General features: G+C 72.6%; 6 protein-coding genes and 2 pseudogenes. 3 read left to right on the top strand and 5 right to left on the bottom strand.

Features of this window, described 5'->3' with window-relative positions:
- Positions 1 to 99: 99 nt before the first annotated feature.
- From ACWY4P_RS51000 to ACWY4P_RS50990, 3 genes are read right to left on the bottom strand one after another with little or no spacing between them, the layout of a single operon-like run.
- On the bottom strand, positions 100 to 972 hold the full coding sequence (locus ACWY4P_RS51000) for a carbohydrate ABC transporter permease (RefSeq protein WP_456207631.1): 873 nt from the start codon (positions 970 to 972) through the stop codon (positions 100 to 102).
- 7 nt (positions 973 to 979) lie between these two features.
- The gene (locus ACWY4P_RS50995; protein WP_456207630.1) at positions 980 to 1,963 is read right to left on the bottom strand and encodes a carbohydrate ABC transporter permease; all 984 of its coding nucleotides are present in this window, start codon (positions 1,961 to 1,963) and stop codon (positions 980 to 982) included.
- Positions 1,964 to 1,967: 4 nt separating this feature from the next.
- Complete coding sequence (locus ACWY4P_RS50990; RefSeq protein ID WP_456207629.1) at positions 1,968 to 3,245, bottom strand: ABC transporter substrate-binding protein; 1,278 nt, start codon at positions 3,243 to 3,245, stop codon at positions 1,968 to 1,970.
- A 282-nt stretch (positions 3,246 to 3,527) separates the two neighbouring features.
- Here ACWY4P_RS50990 and ACWY4P_RS50985 point away from each other — a divergent pair, with 282 nt between their 5' ends.
- Together ACWY4P_RS50985 and ACWY4P_RS50980 are read left to right on the top strand one after the other, a co-directional pair.
- The gene (locus ACWY4P_RS50985; protein ID WP_456207628.1) at positions 3,528 to 5,234 is read left to right on the top strand and encodes an IlvD/Edd family dehydratase; all 1,707 of its coding nucleotides are present in this window, start codon (positions 3,528 to 3,530) and stop codon (positions 5,232 to 5,234) included.
- A gap of 991 nt (positions 5,235 to 6,225) precedes the next feature.
- Positions 6,226 to 6,506, top strand: a pseudogene (locus ACWY4P_RS50980) (ATPase); the annotation flags it as partial.
- Here the strand turns inward: ACWY4P_RS50980 and ACWY4P_RS50975 are convergent.
- Positions 6,502 to 7,752 (bottom strand): RNA-guided endonuclease InsQ/TnpB family protein, encoded by a 1,251-nt coding sequence (locus ACWY4P_RS50975; RefSeq protein ID WP_456207627.1) that lies wholly within the window; start codon positions 7,750 to 7,752, stop codon positions 6,502 to 6,504. The pseudogene ACWY4P_RS50980 and the gene ACWY4P_RS50975 sit on opposite strands and share 5 nt — an antisense overlap.
- Positions 7,753 to 7,982: 230 nt before the next feature.
- On the opposite strand from ACWY4P_RS50975, the pseudogene ACWY4P_RS50970 reads away from it, so the two are divergent.
- Positions 7,983 to 8,750: pseudogene (locus ACWY4P_RS50970) on the top strand (hypothetical protein); the annotation flags it as partial.
- 71 nt (positions 8,751 to 8,821) lie between these two features.
- On the opposite strand, the gene ACWY4P_RS50965 reads toward ACWY4P_RS50970, so the two are convergent.
- Positions 8,822 to 17,149 carry an alpha/beta fold hydrolase gene (locus ACWY4P_RS50965; protein ID WP_456207626.1) on the bottom strand — a complete coding sequence of 2,776 codons (8,328 nt, stop codon included), beginning with the start codon at positions 17,147 to 17,149 and terminating at the stop codon, positions 8,822 to 8,824.
- Positions 17,150 to 17,312: the final 163 nt, after the last annotated feature.

The following is a 17,312-nucleotide window of genomic DNA, read 5'->3' as shown; positions in this document are numbered from 1 at the left end:
CCAGGACTGAGCGGGAGGAGGGGCGCGTGTCTTGGCGCATGGGAGCGCGCCAAGACTGAGCGGGAGGAGAGGCGCCGCCGGGCGGCGGTGCCGGGGCGGTCAGCCCTTGACGGCGCCCTGCATCACACCGGCGACGATCTGCCGGGACAGCAGGAGGAAGACGAGCAGCAGCGGCAGCACCCCGATGGCGGCGCCGGACAGAATGAGCGTGTAGTCGAGGGCGTAGCCGCTGGCCAGCGAGGACAGCGCGGTCTGTACGGTCGGGGTGACGGACGGGTCCAGGACGATCAGCGGCCACATGAAGTCGTTCCAGGTGGCCATGAAGGTGAACATGGCGAGCACGGCGGCCTGCGGGCGGATCGCGGGCAGCGCCACATGCCAGAAGATGCCGAGTGTGGAGCAGCCGTCGACGCGGGCGGCCTCGACGAGCTCGTACGGCACGGACTCGTCGCAGGCCTGCCGCATCCAGAAGACGGCGAAGGCGTTGACGAGCGCCGGGACGATGACGGCCTTCAGGGTGGCGATCCAGCCCAGGTTTCCCATGAGCATGTACAGCGGGATCATGCCCAGCTGGGTGGGGAGCATCGCGGTGATCACCACCGCGACGAAGAGGGCGTTGCGCCCCCGGAACGGCAGTTTGGCGAAGGCGAACCCGGCGAGCGAGGACAGCAGGACGCAGCACACCGTCACCGTGGTGGAGATGATCATCGAGTTGCGCAGGGCCAGCCAGAAGTCGACGGTGTCGTAGACGCGCTGGATGTTGTGGAGCAGATTGCCGCCCGGCGTGAGGGTGAGCAGCGAGTCGCCGATCGCCGAGTTGTCGCGGGTGGGCAGCACGAAGGAGTAGTAGAGCGGGAACACGGAGGCGGCGAGCACACCGACGAGCGTGGCGTACACAAGGAATCCGGGGCGCCGGCCGCCGTCGGACACGGCGCGGCGGCGGCCGGTCCTGGGGTGGGTGGCGAGGGCCATGACGACATCAGTCCTTCGAGGCGATGCGCCGCGACAGCGCGTAGTTGATGCCGGAGACGACGGCGATGAGCAGGAACATCACCCAGGCGAGAGTGGCCGCGTAGCCGGCGTTGAACTCGCGGAAGCCCTTTTCGTAGAGGTACATCATCAGCGTCTGGAACTGGCGGTCGCTGCCGCCGGTACCGTCGGTGCCCTGGGTGTCGAAGAGCTGGGGCTCGGTGAAGGTCTGCATGGCGCCGATGGTCGACATGACGACGGAGAAGATGATGGTGGGGCGGATCGAGGGCACGGTGATCGACCAGAAGATGCGCCGTCTGGAGGCGCCGTCGAGCATCGCGGCCTCGTTGAGCTCGCGTGGGATGCCCTGCATGGCGGCGAGGAAGATCAGCGCGTAGTAGCCCGCCCAGCGCCAGATGATGATGGTGGCGACCGCGGGGATCGCGGTCCAGCGGTTGGCCTGCCAGTCGACCCGGTCGATCCCGACCAGGCTCAGCACATCGTTGAAGATGCCCGTGTGGAAGCCGTAGAGCTGCGCGAACACCAGGCTGACGGCGACCACCGACACGATGTGCGGCAGCACGACCCCGGCCCGCCAGACCGCGCTGGCGCCCAGCTTCCGGTTGAGCACACCGGCGAGCCACAGCGCCACGGCCAGCTGCACTCCGGTGCCCAGCACCAGCAGCAGGGCGGTGTTGAGCAGCGCGTTCCAGAAGTATTCGTCGGCGAAGAGGGCCTGGTAGTTGTGCAGCCCGGTCCAGCCCTGGTCACCCTCGATGATCGCCCACTTGTGGAAGGAGATCCAGCCGGTGTACAGCAGCGGCCAGACCGCGAAGACACCGAAGACCACGAAGAACGGGGCGATGAAGATATACGGGGTGCAGCGCAGGTCGAAGCGGGTCAGACGGGATCGCCAGGCGCGGCGTCGGGGGTGGCGCCCCGGGGCGGAGGCCGTGGCGGCCTCCTGCCCGGGGCGGGTCTCGGTGACCGTCATCGGGTCAGTCCCCCGCGACCTTCTTCGCGTCGGAGACCGCCTGGCTCCAGGCGTCCTCCGGCTTCTGCTTGCCCTGTTCGACCCGGAGCAGCGCGTTCATGAAGGCGGTGGCCACATCGCTGTCCTTGGTACCGCGGTAGATGGGCCGCATCTTGTCCACGGCCTCGGCGAAGATCTTGCCGGTGGGGGCGTTGGAGAAGTAGGTGTCCTTCTTCGCCTGCACGCTGGGGTCGTTGTAGACCGACGGGTGGCTGGAGAGGTAGCCCTTGGAGAGGAAGAGCCGCTTCTGGACCTTGGACGAGGTCAGCCACCGGGCGAGCTCGACCGCCTCCTTGGTGTGCTTGGTCTGCTTGGGCACCAGCAGATAGGAGCCGCCCCAGTTGCCGCCCTGCGGGGCCGCGGCCACCGACCACTTGCCCGAGTTGGCGGGGCCGGAGGCCTCCTTGGTGCGGTCCAGCTTCCAGGCGGGACAGACAGCGGTTGCCGCCTTGCCGGTCTTCAGGGCGTTGGCCATTTCCGGGGTGAAGGGCGGGTATCCGCCGCTGACCTTCCGTACGGACATGCTCGCGGCGGTCAGGAAGTCCTGCTTGAGGCCGGAGTTCTCATCGGCTGTGAACGAGTCGTCGGATTCCGAGAAGAACGTCTCCTTGTGCTGGTTCTCCATCCCGACCCAGATGTCGCCGGTATTGGCGGTGAAGGAGGCGTCCTTCACCTTGGCCCGGAATTCCTCACCGACCGCGGTGAACTTGTCCCAGGTGGGCCAGAGTTGGCCGACGCGCTCGGGGTCGGTGGGCAGCCCGGCCTTCTTGAACAGGTCGGTGCGGTAACAGATGCCGAGCCCGCCGAGGTCGGTGCGCAGGCCCATCACATACGTGCCGCTCTCGACCGTTCCGTAGTCGTAGGCCCACTGCACCCACGGGTCGTCGGTGTTGTTGACGCCGTGGTCGGCGAGGTTGACGAAGCGCTGGTGGCTGGGTTTGAACTTGCCGATGGTGTCGTCGCCGAGGCCCACCACATCGGAGGCGCCGCGGTTCGCCGCGAGCTGGGTGACCAGCTTCTTCGGCAGGTCGTCGACGAGTACCTCCCGGATCTTGATGCCGGGGTGGCTCTTCTCGTACTCCTTGTAGAGGTCCCGGTATCCGTAGTCGACCTGGGTGGTCACGGTCAGCGTCGTCTTGCCGTCCGAGTCGCCCGCGCCGCTCCCGCAGCCCGATGCCGTGAGGGCGATGACCGTGGCTGTGGCCGCCACCACCCAAACCCTCCGGCTGGCGTGGTACTTCATGCCCTCACCTCTCTGCTTCCGTGTTCGGCATTGCGCCCTTGCGAGTTCGGGATTTCGAAAGTTTCGACGCTCGCAAATTCCGCGGATTCTTCTGCCCTTTGCGTCGTGTCCAGGCGGGCTCAATGTAGGAACCGGTTGTCATGCGGTCAATGTTTCGGTCGCGTAAGCGGCGCTATTCGAAACTTTCGGTGCCGGTGGGCACTCCGCCGAGCCATGACGGGCGGGTTACGCGGGCAAGGTCTTACTCGCACGGATCTTCATCGACAGATCGGAACGGTTCGTATGAGTGGCACGACTCGGTCGCAGCAGTGGTATGCGGGAGACTCCCGCGACGCCTTCATCCACCGCGCCTGGATGCGCCGCGGGCTCCCCGACCACGCCTTCGACGGGCGGCCGCAGATCGTCATCTGCAACACCTGGTCGGATCTGACGCCCTGCAACAGCCACTTCCGTGAGATAGCCGAGCATGTGAAGCGCGGCGTGTGGGAGTCCGGCGGTGTGCCGCTTGAGCTGCCGGTGCCGTCGCTGGGCGAGACCCTGCTGCGCCCGACCGCGATGTTCTTCCGCGACCTCGCCGCGATGGTCGTCGAGGAGCTCATCCGCGCCAACCCGGTGGACGGTGTCGTCCTGCTCGGCGGCTGCGACAAGACGGTTCCGTCGCTGCTCCTGGGGGCCGCGTCGGTCGACCTGCCCACGCTGATGGTCACCGGCGGCCCCATGCTCAACGGCTCCTGGAAGGGGCGCCCGCTGGGCTGCGGCACAGGGGTCTGGGAGATGAGCGAGGAGGTGCGCGCCGGGCGGATGCCGCGCTCGGACCTGCGGCGCGCGGAGTCGGCGATGATCCGCAGCCGCGGACACTGCAACACCATGGGCACCGCGTCCACGATGGCCTGTGTCGCCGAGGCGCTGGGCATGACACTGCCCGGGAACGCGGGGCTCCCGGCGCCGGACAGCCGGCTGCTCGAGCTGTCGCACGCGGCGGGCAACCGCATCGTCGAGATGGTCGCCGAGGACCTCCGCCCCAGCGCCGTGCTGACCCGTGAGGCCCTGCTGAACGCGGTGCGCGCGGTGGCGGCCATCGGCGGGTCCACCAACGCCGTCGTCCATCTGCTGGCCCTCGCCCGCCGGGTCGGCGTGGAGGTCGGCCTGGAGGACATCGACCGCGTGGGCCGCGACATTCCCCTGCTCGCCGATGTGCAACCCGCCGGGGCCCATCTCATGGAGGACTTCCACCGGGCCGGCGGCCTGGACGCGGTGCTCGGGCAGATCAAGGATCGCCTCGAGCCGAGCGTCACCGTCTCCGGCCACTCCCTGACCGATCAGATCTCCGGCCGCCCCAGCACCGACCTCACCGTCATCCGCACCGCCGACCAGCCGCTCGCGCACCAGGCCGGGCTCGCCGTGCTCCGCGGCAACCTCTGTCCCGACGGCGCGGTCATCAAGCCGGCCGCCGCGACACCCGAGTTGCTGCGCCACCGGGGCCGCGCCGTGGTGTTCGACGGCATCGAGGACTTCCACGCCCGGATCGACGACCCGGAGCTCGCGGTGGCGGCGTCCGACGTGCTGGTCCTGCGGGGGTGCGGTCCCCGCGGCTACCCGGGCATGCCCGAGGTGGGGAACATGCCGCTGCCCCGGAAGGTGCTGGAGACCGGTGTGCGGGACATGGTCCGGATCAGCGACGCCCGCATGAGTGGCACCGCCTTCGGCACCGTCGTCCTGCACATCGCCCCGGAGTCCGCGGCGGGCGGGCCGCTGGGTCTGGTCCGCACGGGCGACTGGATCGAGCTGGACGTGGAACGGCGCGTGTTGAGGCTGGACGTCCCGGATGGGGAACTCGCCGCACGACAGCCGGTGACCGCTGCCGCCCCGCCCGCGGAGAGCGGGTGGGAGCACATCTATCGCGAACATGTCGAGCAGGCCGACCGGGGCGCCGGCCTGGACTTCCTCGCCGGGACCCGCGGGTCCTTCGTCGCCCGGGAGTCGCACTGACGGCCTTCCCTCCGCGGTGAGCGGAGCCTGGGCCCTGTCTCCCCGATCTTTGTGGCGGTGACATCAGCGGCTGACGCCGCGGGGGCCCGCGGCGTGAGGGGGCACCTCCCAGCGGTAGCTGGGGCGCGTGCGATCGCAAGGCGGAGGGGCGCATGATGCGTACTTACGTACCGGGCATCGTAGCTGGTGAGCAGGCAGAGGACAGCCCCGCCCATGCGCCACGGGGGCAGCGCAGGGACGCGGCTGGTTGGTGACGCTCTCACCGCGCGGTGCGCGGCACTCCAGTGAAGGGGCGGACCGGGGCGGGAGCCTGAGCGCGTCCGCTCAGCGTGGGCACATCTGCCCATCGGGCTCGGGGCTTGTCCGGTCGGGAGCACCACCGATCCCGCACGACCGGAGGGGGAAGCACGCATCCCCGGCCGTGCGGGCGTCATCAGAGGCAAATGATTTTCGCGTTGACCTAATTATCACGTCCGATAAAGTCATCGAATGCGCACCACGTCGACGCCCACCCGGGATCATCTGGGAATACCTCAGCCCGGGCGCTATTGCCGCAATCCCCCCTCTGGCAGCTCGCAAGCCGCGTAACTAAAGAAGACTCACGCCCCGCTCCTTGGCCTGGAGCGGCACAAGAGGCGGGGCTTTCACGGGCCTTGGAACCCGTATGGTTTCGGAGGTGCTATACGCTTGCGGTCCGCCGTGCTGCGTTGAGGGGGGTATCCCCCAGGTAGGCCATGGTTACTCGGGTCAGTAAGCAAGACGTCAGATGCACGCGCACGCACGCTGATGCGCACGCATAGAGTCAGCGGCTATACGCGTGCGGTGAACCGTTGAGAGCGTCTTGGGCCTGCCCCCAAACCTCCTGTTGGGGTACTACGCGAACTGTGTTAGTACCCCATTCAGGGTTACGAGGTGAGCGTGACCTTTGCGACGGCCGCAGGGTGCGGGTATCCGAATCCGACGCGCATGGTGCCGCGTACGGCTACCTGGTGAGCTGCTGCGCCGCCACCGGATCAAGCTGGAGGTGCCGCCCACGCTGCTGGACATCCTGCCGCGGAGCTTCGCCGATCTGCGCACCGCGGCGGCCTCGGCCACCAGCAACGACGACAAACTCGAATCGGCGCTGTCCACCGCCGAGCAGATCGGTGTACTCGAGGACGCCATCCTGCACAGCCAGTTCTTCGGTGCCCGCGTCCTCGGCGCGCGGACGCTCGCCGGTTCGCTGGTAGTTCACTGGCCCGGCGCAGCCCCGAGGACCTGGCCATCGTCAACTGCCTTTCGCCGAGCGAAGGGCTTGCAGAGCGGGCGTCACTGGCGGTGGCGCTGCGCTTGCGTCCAGCCTCGCCCCCGGATCGTGGGGTGGGGCGGGGGCCGTTGACTGGGCCCCGCGTCGCCACAACTGCCGTGCGCGGGCACGGATGTTGCGGGAGCCGTTCCGGTCCGCGTGATCAACGAATCCGCAGGACCGGCACGCGAACCAAGCTTGACTCACCCGGTTCGCCTTGTCGATGTGGCCGCATTCGGCACAGGTGCGGGAGGTGTACGCCGGATCGACGTGCACCACCGGCACCCCGGCCTTGCGGGCCTTGTAGTCGATGAAGCTGCCCAGCTGGGCGAAGGCCCAGGAGTGCACGGTGGCCCGTTGGGGCTTGCCAAGCCGTACCCGCTCACGGATGCCCGTAAGGTCTTCCAGGGCGATCCCGCGACCGGTGCGTTCTGCCACGGCCACCACATGCTTCGCGATCTTGTGATTGATATCCCTCGCCCGCCGCGCCTCCTTGCGGCGCCGCTTCTTCAGCCGACGCCTGGCCGACGGGGTGTTCTTCCTCTGCAGCTTGGTGCGCAGCGTCCGCTCGCGGGCCCGGGTGCGGTTGAGACAGCGCCCCGCCAGGATCTCGCCGTCCGAGGTGGTAGCGATGTTGACGACGCCCAGGTCGATCCCCAGGAAGTCCGCAGGCTCGGTGTTCAGCAGCTGCTCGGGCACCTCACAGGTCGCCATCAGGAACCACATGCCGTCCCGGCACACCAGGTCCGACTCCCCCTGACGGTGCAGGGCCAGGGTGGCCAGTTGCTCCACGGAGGCGGTGAACCTCACGTCCTTGACCCGGCCGGCGAGCGTCCAGATCGAGACCCGTCGCTGGGCGATCTGCCAGGACAGCATCCGGTCGTCAAACGGCTGGGCGCCCTCGGAACGAAAGGTGATCGGCTTCTCAGTGGCCTTGCGGTAGCGCTTCGAGCCCGGCCTGCCGAGGTTCCCGGCTTTCAGGTTCGCCTTCAAGGTGGCGTACGCGTCGCATGTCTTCTTGATGACGTGCTGGGCGGCCTGCGCGCCGAGCCCCCACCGGGCGCGGATCTGCGAATAGGCGAGTTTACGCAAGCCGAAGTTCCTGCTGACGCCGCATTCGTAGGCGAGCGAACTGACCCAGGTGGCCGCCTCGTTGCAGGCGGTCAGGGTCGCCGACAGGGCCGACGCCTGCTCGGGCGTCGGCAGGAGCTTCACTTGGACCACCAGCTTCATGGCCGCGACTCTACGTGGTCAGGCGCACAAACATTTCAGTTCCGAACATCAGTCACCCGCACGCGCGACCCCATCGCGCACACGTTCGCCATCACCGGCTCCGCCGGGCTGCGACGCGGGCGGCCAAGCGAGCGGAGCGCGAGCGGGCCGATGCCGTGCCGGGTCCCCCCGAGGGGGTCACCGACCAGTTGTCCGGGTTCCTGGCCACCCCACCGGTGCTGGACGCCCTCGACGAGGCCACGGGGCTGCGCCAGGTGGCCGCCATGCTGGGCTTCCTGTTCGAGATGGAGAGCTTCGCGCTCTCGCTCGGGTGTGATCACACCCAGCTCGAACTCGCCGTGCGGCAGTCACATCCCGAGGCGCCCGACAAGGTCGCGCTGGTGTGGGCGGCCCAATCGCGGCTCGGCCTGATGTCCTCGGCCGAACTGCGCTCGCGCTGTGCCGAGTTGCTGGCCAACCCGCTGGTCATCCCGGCGTTCCCGCGCTACATGAGCGGGTTCGTACAGGCCCTGGAGCCGGTGCCGACGCTGGCCCCCTTCGTGGTCGAGCAGATGTCCAAGGCGTTCGCGTGCCTGCCCGACTCGGTGCTGCTCCCCTGGCTGCCCAAGCTGATCACGACGCTGCGCGACTGTGCGCGGGAGCTGGTGCCGGTACTGGTGCGCGAGGCGGGCCGCACCTTTCCCGCCGCGCTGTCCGCGGTCGACGCGTGGGTGGCGCCATGGTCGGCCCGCCCACCGGCATCGGAGGCGGAGGCGGGCGGTGCTGAGGCGGCGTCGGGCCCGTCGGCGGCGCCGGGCGGGGTGGTCGCGCGATTGCTGGCCGCCCATCCCGCGACCTGTGACGCCGTGGCCGGGTCGCTCGGGTACGACGCGGGGTGGCAGGCCGCCGAGCCCGCCGACGGCGGAGCCGAGCGGCGGGAGGCGGGCGAGCTGCTGACCCGGCATCCGCAGACCGCGGACGCCGTGGCGAGACTGCTCGAGCTGCGGCCGGTCGGATAGCGCGACCGGGGGCGCGGCCGGTCGTGTCTCGGGGGACACGGCCGGCCGCGCCCGTACGGCCCTGTTCCGGGTCATCCGGCGGCGGTGCAGCCCAGCGCGGCGAGCCACGCCCGGATCGCCCCGGCCGTGGTGCGCGCGTGTTTCTCCATCAGGCTCCAGTGGCTGCCGGGGACGTCCACGGTGTCGTACGGCTCCGGCCAGGAGGTCCGCCCGGACGCGTCGAAGCCGAGCGCCTCGCGGCCGCCGTGGGTCCGCAGCTCCGGCAGTGGATCGGTGGCACGGACCAGCAGTGTGGGGACGTCCGTCGGCTCCGGAGGCCGGCCGCGGACCATACGGGTGTAGGCCCCCAGCGCGGCCATGGAGACATCGTCCACCGCGGCGTCGAACCGCTCGCCCATCTCCAGGGGGACACGGGCGGGCATGGCGAGCAGCCAGGGCTCGTCCTCGCGCTCCGGTGTGACGTGGTAGGTGTCGACGACGACGAGGCCGGCCGGCGGGGTGCCGGTCGCCGCGAGCCGGGCGGCCACCGCGTGTGCCGGGTAGCCGCCCATCGAGTAGCCGAGGACGACGCACGGCCGGTCGCCGAGGTGTTCGCGCACGGTGGCGGCGTGCAGGTCGACGAGCGTCTCCCAGTCGCGCGGGACCGCGTTCCCGTGCGGGACGCCGGGGTGTTGGACCTCCAAGACGTCGCGCTCGCCGTCGAAGAAGGAAGCCAGCGCCGCGTACCAGGACCCGCCGGGGGTGGCGGAGAAGCCGGGGAAGCACACGAGCGCGGGGGCCTCGGCGCCCTGGATGCTCGCCGCGGCCTCGGCCAGGCGAAGCGGAGCGAGCGCGTGCCGGGCGGCGTCGGCGGGGTCGAACACGGGCATGGCGAGGGAGGCGGTCACCAGCAGGTGCATCGCCGAGACCACATCGCCCGTCTCGCACACCCGCCGGTAGAGGGAGCCCAGCGTCTGCGCCGCCCGCCTGCCGTGGGGCCGGGCGGGCGCGGCCACGGGGTCGGGCCGGTGCGGTTCGGACTCGGCGGCCGCCTCTTCGGGCGAAGGCGCGGCCGGCGCATCGCCCAGCGAACCGCTCAGCTCCGCGTACAGGTGGTCGGCCAGCTCCTGGGCGCTGGGCCGGTCGAACACGACGGTGGCGGGCAGCGGTACGCCGGTGAGGGTGCTCAACTGGTTGCGCAGCAGCACTCCGGTCAGGGAGTCGAAGCCCAGCTCGACGAAGGGCCGTTCGGCGCTCACGGCCGTCGCGTCCGGGTGACCGAGCACCAGGGCGGCCATCTCGCGGACCAGTGCCAGCAGCGCGGGTGCCCGGTCGGCGACGGGCAGCGCCGCCAGCTTCTTGCGCCAGGAGCCCTCCGCGCCACCGGGGTCCTCACCCGTGTCCGCCGCCGCTCGGGCGCCGTCGTCCCCGGGCCGGGCGGTCGGGCGGGCCGGGCGCAGCAGTCCGCGCAGCGGTGGCGGGACCGGCGGCCCGGCGGACGTGGCCGGACGGCGGTCCAGCGGCAAGGGGGCGAGCACCGACTCCCCGGTGCCCAGCGCGGCGTCGAACATCGCCAGGCCCTGCTCGGGGGAGACCGGGCGTACGATGGTGTCCCTGGCCCGGGCGGCGTGGTCGGTGCGCGCCGCCATCCCGTGCCCGTCCGCCCACGGTCCCCAGGCCAGGGAGAGCGCGGGCAGGCCGAGGGCGGTGCGGTGGTGGGCGAGGGCGTCCAGGAAGGAGTTCGCGGCGGCGTAGTTGGCCTGGCCCGGGTTGCCCAGCAGCCCGGCCGCCGAGGAGAACAGCACGAAGCGGGTCAGCGGCAGACCCTGCGTCAGCTCGTGCAGGTCCCAGGCCGCGTCCGCCTTCGGCCGCAGCACCGCCGTCAGCCGCTCGGGGGTCAGCGCCTCCACAACGCCGTCGTCCAGGATCCCGGCGGCGTGGACGACCGCGGTCAGGCCGGGCGCGTACTTCTCGATCACGGCGGCCAGCGCGGGGCGGTCGGCGGTGTCGCAGGCGATCACGTCCACCCGGGCTCCCGACCGTTCCAGTTCGGTCCGCAGCCGCCGCGCGCCCGGGGTCCGGGGGCCGCGGCGGCTGACGAGCACGAGGTGCCGGACCCCGTGCCGGGCGACCAGATGCCGCGCCAGCAGGGCGCCGAGGGACCCGGTGCCGCCGGTGAGCAGGACGGTGCCCGCACCCGCGAAGCCGCGGTCGGGGTCGGGGTCGGCCGGGGTATCGGGGACTTGTTCCAGCCGGGGGACGCGCAGCGTGCCGTCGGCGATCGAGAGTTGGGGTTCGCCCGTGGCGATGGCGGCGGGCAGCAGGCGCGCGGAGTCGGGCCGGTCGTCGAGGTCCACGATCGTCAGCCGCCCGGGGTACTCCGACTGCGCGGCGCGCACCAGGCCCCACACCGCCGCGGCGGGGAGGTCCGGTACCGGGGACGCGGCCCCGCGGGTCACCACCACCAGACGTGCTCCGGGTGCTGCCGGATCGGCCAGCCGGGTCCGCAGCACCTCCAGGGCCCGCGCGGTCAGGGCATGGGTGTCCGCGACCGGATCGGTGGTCGGACGCGCGGCGGCCAGGGAGACGACGACCGTCCGGGGACCGACGGCGGCGCCGCCGGAGGTGGCGGTGAGGGCCGCCCCCAGCTCCAGGTCGTCGGGGGTCGCCACGGTCGGGGCCGGTGCGCCGGCATCCGGGTCGTCGGCCGGAACGCCGGTCCACCGCGGACGGTACAGCTCCCGTGTCGCCGCCCTGCCCACGTCAGCGGTGTCTTCCGGGAGGGGCCGGGTGGTCAGCGACGCCACCCGGGCCACCGGCCGGCCCGCCCCGTCGGCGAGGTCCAGGGCGACCGTGTCCTCGCCGCCGGCGCGGATGCGTACGCGCAGTTCCGTGGCGCCGACGGCGTACAGCGTCAGGCCGCTGAGGGCGAACGGCAGCCGCGCAGAGTCCCCGGACGGCGCTGACGGCGCGGCCAGCCGTCCGGCGTGCAGCGCGGCGTCCAGCAGCGCCGGGTGGATGCCGTACCGCCGGGCGTCCGGGCCCGCCGCCGCGGGCAGCCGCACCTCGGCGAAGAGCTCCCCGCCCCGCCGCCAGGCGGCCGTGACCCCCTGGAAGGCCGGGCCGTACGCGTAACCGGCGTCCGCCAGGCGCTCGTAGCCGCCGGTGAGGTCCACGCGCTCGGCGCCCGCGGGCGGCCACACGGCCAGGTCGGCGGCCGGGTCCAACGGCGCGGCCGCCGGGCCGAGCCGCCCGGTCGCGTGGTGGGACCACGGGCCCAGCGCGCCCGACTCCTCCGGACGGGAGTGGACATCGGCGGTGCGTCGGCCGGAGGTGTCCGGTTCGCCGAGGGCCACCTGGATCTGGACCCGGGAGCCCGGTCCCGGCAGGAACAGCGGGGCCAGCAGGGCGAGGTCCTCCAGCACCTCGAGACCGCACGCGTCGCCCGCGTGGAGCACCAGCTCGGCGAGCGCGGCGGCGGGGACGAGCGGGTGCCCGGCGACGGCGTGGTCGCCCAGCCACGGGTGGGCGGCGCTCGACAGGTGGCCGGTGCACAACAGGCGCTCCGTGCCGGGGACGGTGGTCGTGAGGGTCAGCAGCGGGTGGCCGCTGCCGTACCCGGCGGGCGCGGCGGGGGCGTTGGCGGGGGCGTCCGGTTCCGTGTCGGCCAGCCAGTAGCGCTGCCGCTGGAAGGGGTACGTGGGCAGGTCCACGCGCCGGGCGCCGCTGTCCGCGTACACCCGGCGCCAGTCCACCGGCAGGCCGTGCACATGGAGCCGGGCGAGCGCGGCCAGGACGGCCCCGGGCCCGGACCCCGGCGCGCCGGCACCGGATCTGGACACGGCCGCGAACACCCGCCGCTCGCTCTCCTCGTCGTCGAGGGCCGCCAGGGCGGACGCGGTGAGGTGTGCGTCGGGACCGACCTCGGCGAAGGCGGTCACCCCGTCCTCATGGGCCAGCCGCTGCACGACATCCCCGAAGCGCACGGCCTCGCGGGCGTGCCGCACCCAGTACCCGGCCGAGCGCAGGTCGTCCCCGGCGGCCGGGAGGCCGGTCAGCGCCGATACGACGGGGATGCGCGGCGCCCCGTACTCCGGCCGCGAGGCGATACGGCCGAACTCCTCGAGCATCGGCTCCACCAGCGGGGAGTGGAAGGCGTGGCCGACGCGCAGCCGTGTGGTGCGGAACCCGCGCGCGGCGAGGCGTGCCGCCACGGCGAGCACGGCCGTCTCGTCGCCGGAGAGGACGACCGACCGCGGACCGTTCACCGCCGCGACCGCGACGGGTCCCGCCGACGCCGCTTCCGCCGGTCCCGCCGACGCCGCTTCCGCCGGTTTCGCCGACGCCGGTTCCGCAGGCTCGGCCAGTTCCTCGGCCACCTCCTGTTCGGAGGCCTCCACGGCCACCATGGCCCCGCCCGCGGGCAGTCGCCGCATCAGCCGGCCCCGGGCCGCGACCAGTTCGACCGCGTCCCGCTCGGACAGGATGCCCGCCACGTGGGCCGCCGCCAGCTCGCCGACGGAGTGTCCGGCCAGGAAGTCCGGCCGTATGCCCCAGGACTCCAGCAGCCGGAAGGTCGCCACCTCGAAGACGAACAGGCCCGCCTGCGAGAAGTCCGTACGGTCCAGCAGAGCGGCGTCCTCGGTGCCCTCGGCGGCCCACAGCACGGTGCGCAGCGGCCGCTCGAGGCCTGCGTCGCCGGCCTCGAAGCGGTGGCACAGGTTGTCGAAGGCGGTGGCGAAGGCGGGGAAGGCGGCGTAAAGCTCCCGGCCCATGCCCGGCCACTGGGCGCCCTGGCCGGTGAACAGCAGGGCCAGTCGCCCGGCGGGCCTCGCCGTGCCGGTGGTTTCCACGCCGCCGGGCACAGCGGCTCGTTGTCCGCCGCCGTTCGCCGCCAGCGTGTCGAGGGCGGTCAGCAGCGCCGCGCGGTCCGCGGCGGGCACGGCCGCCCGGTGCGCGAGCGCGGTGCGGGTGGTGGCCAGGGAGAAGGCGATGTCCAGCGGGGCGAGTTCGGGCCGCTCCCGCAGCAGGACGGCGATCTGCCGGGCGTGTGCGCGCAGGGCCCGCGGGTCGGCGCCGGAGAGCAGCAGTGGCGGCACGGTTTCCGCACGCCCCGAGCGGCCGGCCGGCTCCGCGGCCCCGGCGGTTTCGGCGTGTTCCGGCGCGGTCCCCGCGGCCTCTGCGGCCTCTGCGGCCTCTGCGGCCTCCTCGATGATGATGTGGGCGTTGGTCCCGCCGATGCCGAACGCCGACACCCCGGCGCGGCGCGGGCTGCCGGGCGCCGACGGCCACGGCCGCTCGCGCGCCAGCAGCCGCACGGTGCCGGGCGACCAGTCCACGCGCGGGGACGGCTCATCGGCGTGCAAGGTGCGCGGCAGCCGCCCATGACGCATGGCCATGACGGTCTTGATGACCCCGCCGACGCCCGCGGCGGCCTGGGTGTGCCCGATGTTGCCCTTCAGCGCGCCCAGCCACAGCGGCCGGTCCGCAGGCCGGTCGCGGCCGTAAGTGGCCAGCAGCGCCTGGGCCTCGATGGGGTCGCCGAGCGCGGTGCCGGTGCCGTGGGCCTCGACCGTGTCGATGTCGGCGGGGGACAGCCCGGCGGTGGCCAGCGCCTCGTGGATCACCTGCTGCTGGGCGGGGCCGTGGGGTGCGGTCAGCCCGTTGGAGGCGCCGTCGGAGTTGACGGCGGAGCCGCGCAGCAGGGCGAGCACCGGGTGGCCGTTGCGCCGGGCGTCGGAGAGCCGCTCCAGCAGCACGAGGCCGACGCCCTCGCCCCAGCCGGTGCCGTCGGCGCCGGCGGAGAACGGTTTGCACCGGCCGTCCGGCGCCAGGCCGCGCAACCTGCTGAACGCGACGAACGACTTGGGCCCGGCCATGACGGTGACGCCGCCCGCCACGGCCAGCGAACACTCGCCCGCCCGCAGCGCCCGCGCGGCCCAGTGCATCGCCACCAGCGAGGACGAGCAGGCGGTGTCCACCGTCACGGCGGCCCCGCGCAGGCCCAGGGTGTAGGCGAGGCGGCCGGACGCCACGCTGCCCGCCCCGCCCAGCGCGAGATGCGCCTCCAGCTCATGCCGGTCGCGGTGCAGGAAGGGGGCCGCGTAGTCGTCGTGCATGAGGCCGACGTAGACACCCGTGTCGCTGCCGCGCAGCCGGGCCGGGTCCAGCCCTGCGCGTTCGAAGACCTCCCAGGCGGTCTCCAGCAACAGCCGCTGCTGTGGGTCGGTGGCCAGCGCCTCCCGCGGGGACATGCCGAAGAAGGCCGCGTCGAAGTCGGCCGCCCGGCACAGGAAGGCGCCCCGGCGGGTGACCGAGGTGCCCAGCCGGTCCGGGTCGGGGTCGTAGAGCCGGTCCAGGTCCCAGCCGCGGTCGGTGGGGAAGTCCGAGGTGGCGTCGGTGCCGTCCGCGACCAGCCGCCACAGGTCCTCGGGAGTGGCCACGTCGCCCGGGTACCGGCAGGCCATGGCGACGATGGCCACGGGCTCTTCGGCGGGTGTCCCCACCTGGGGGCGGACCGTACGGGCCACGGCCGCCGGGGCCGGGTCCTGGCCACCGAGCAGCGCGGTGCGCACAAACTCCGCCACGGCGGCGGGCGTCGGGTGGTCGAACACCAGGGTCGCCGGGAGCGCGAGACCGGTCGCCGCGACGACCCGGTCGCGCAGGAGCACGCCGCCCAGGGAGGTGATCCCGAAGGCGGTGAAGGGCTGATCGGGCTCCGGTCCGGGTTCGGGCACGTCACAGGTACGCGCCGTCAGGTCGAGGACGAGACGCAGCACGGTGTCCCGCGCCGAGGCGACGGGCTGGGACAGCAGCCGCTCGCGCAGCGCGGCCGAGGCGGCGTCGCGTGCCCCGACCAGCCGTTCGGCCAGCTCGCGGGCGAGCTCCTGGCGCAGGATCTTGCCGGAGGGTGTGCGGGGCACGGACTCGGTCTCGTACACCTCGTCGGGCACCTTGAAGCCCGACAGCCGCTCCCGGCAGTACGACAGCAGCCGCGCGGTGTCGACACCGCCGGGGCCGGGGACGACAAAGGCGACCGGCACCTCGCCGAGCACATCGTGCGGCCGGCCGACGACGGCCGCGTCGGCGACGCCGGGGCAGCCCCGCAGGACCTGTTCCACCTCGGTCGGGTTGACGTTCTCACCGCCGCGGATGATCAGCTCCTTGACGCGGCCGGTGACCTTGAGATGGCCGTGCGCCACGCGGCGGCCGAGGTCCCCGGTGCGGTACCAGCCGTCGCGTAACACGCGGGCGGTGGCCTCCGGGCGGTTGTGGTAGCCGCGCATCAGATTGGGCCCGCTGACCCAGATCTCCCCCTCCTCCCCCTCGGCGACCTCGTCGCCGGTGGACGGGTGGGTCAGCCGCACCGTGACCCCGGGGAGGGGAGCACCGCTGGAGTCGTCGGCCCGTGGCCCGTCGAGCCGGTCGACCGCGACCTTCCCGCAGGTCTCGGTGGAGCCGTAGCCGTCGAGCAGGGGCGCGCCGAGCAACTCTTCGACCTCGGCCCGCAGCTCCGGCGGACAGGGCGCGCCCGCGGTGAGGCACACCCGTGGCCCGGGCAGCGGCCGTGGTGTCTTCCGCAGCGTGTCCACCAGAAGGTGGTAGGTGGTGGGAACTCCGGCCAGGACGGTACACGGATGCTCGGCGAGGGCATCGGCGAGGTTGGCGCCCCGGGCGCCCCGGTCAAGGAGATATGCGCTCGCGCCCACCGCGACCACCCCCAGCACACACATGGAGTTGGCGTACGCGTGGAACATCGGCAGTGGCCACAGCAGCCGGTCGCTCGATTTCAGCCCGTACGACGGGACATAGCCCGCCGCCACCGACCACAACGCGGCGCGCTGGGTGGTCACCACGCCCTTGCTCCGCCCGGTGGTGCCCGAGGTGTAGAGGATCCAGGCCGGTTCGTCGAGGCCGAGGTCGTCCCGGGGCGCGAGGCCCGGGTCCGTCCGGGCCAACTCCTCAAACACCACCGCTTCGTCCGGCGCCCCCGCCGGGAGCTCTTCGGTGCCGGCCACCACGACCCTCAATCCGGGCCGCCCGGCGGCCACCCGGGCCACCTGGGGCAGCAGCACCTCCTCGGTCACGATGGCGACCGCGCCGCTGTCGTCGAGGAAGTACTCCAACTCCGCGTCCGCGGCGCCCGGGTCCAGCGGAACCCCCACCGCTCCCGCCCGCAGGACCGCCAGCCGGCTCTCCAACTGCTCCACCCGGTTGCCCAGATGCAGCGCCACCCGGTCCCCGGGCCGCACCCCCAGCCGCGCGAGATGGCCCGCCAACCGCCCGGTCCGCTCCTCCAGACCCGCGTAGTCGACCGCCCGACGCGCGTCCTGGAACGCGATCTTGTCCCCGGACCGCGCCGCGTGCTCCTTGAGCACCCCCGGCAGCGCACGGATCAACTCGCTGCGCACCTCTGCCATCCCTCACCCCTTCGGCCACAGGACCAACGACAACGCCCCCGCCGCACACCGTAAGCGGTCGCCGAAAGCGAGGGTGAAAGACACGCGGGCCCCAAGGGGGACGCCACGGTGTCCGCGGCACACCCCACGGCAGCCGTTCTGTGGGATAGGCTTTTTGATCTCC

It is taken from the genome of Streptomyces sp. LZ34 (assembly GCF_053890475.1).
This window is presented reverse-complemented; position numbering and strand designations above follow the sequence as displayed.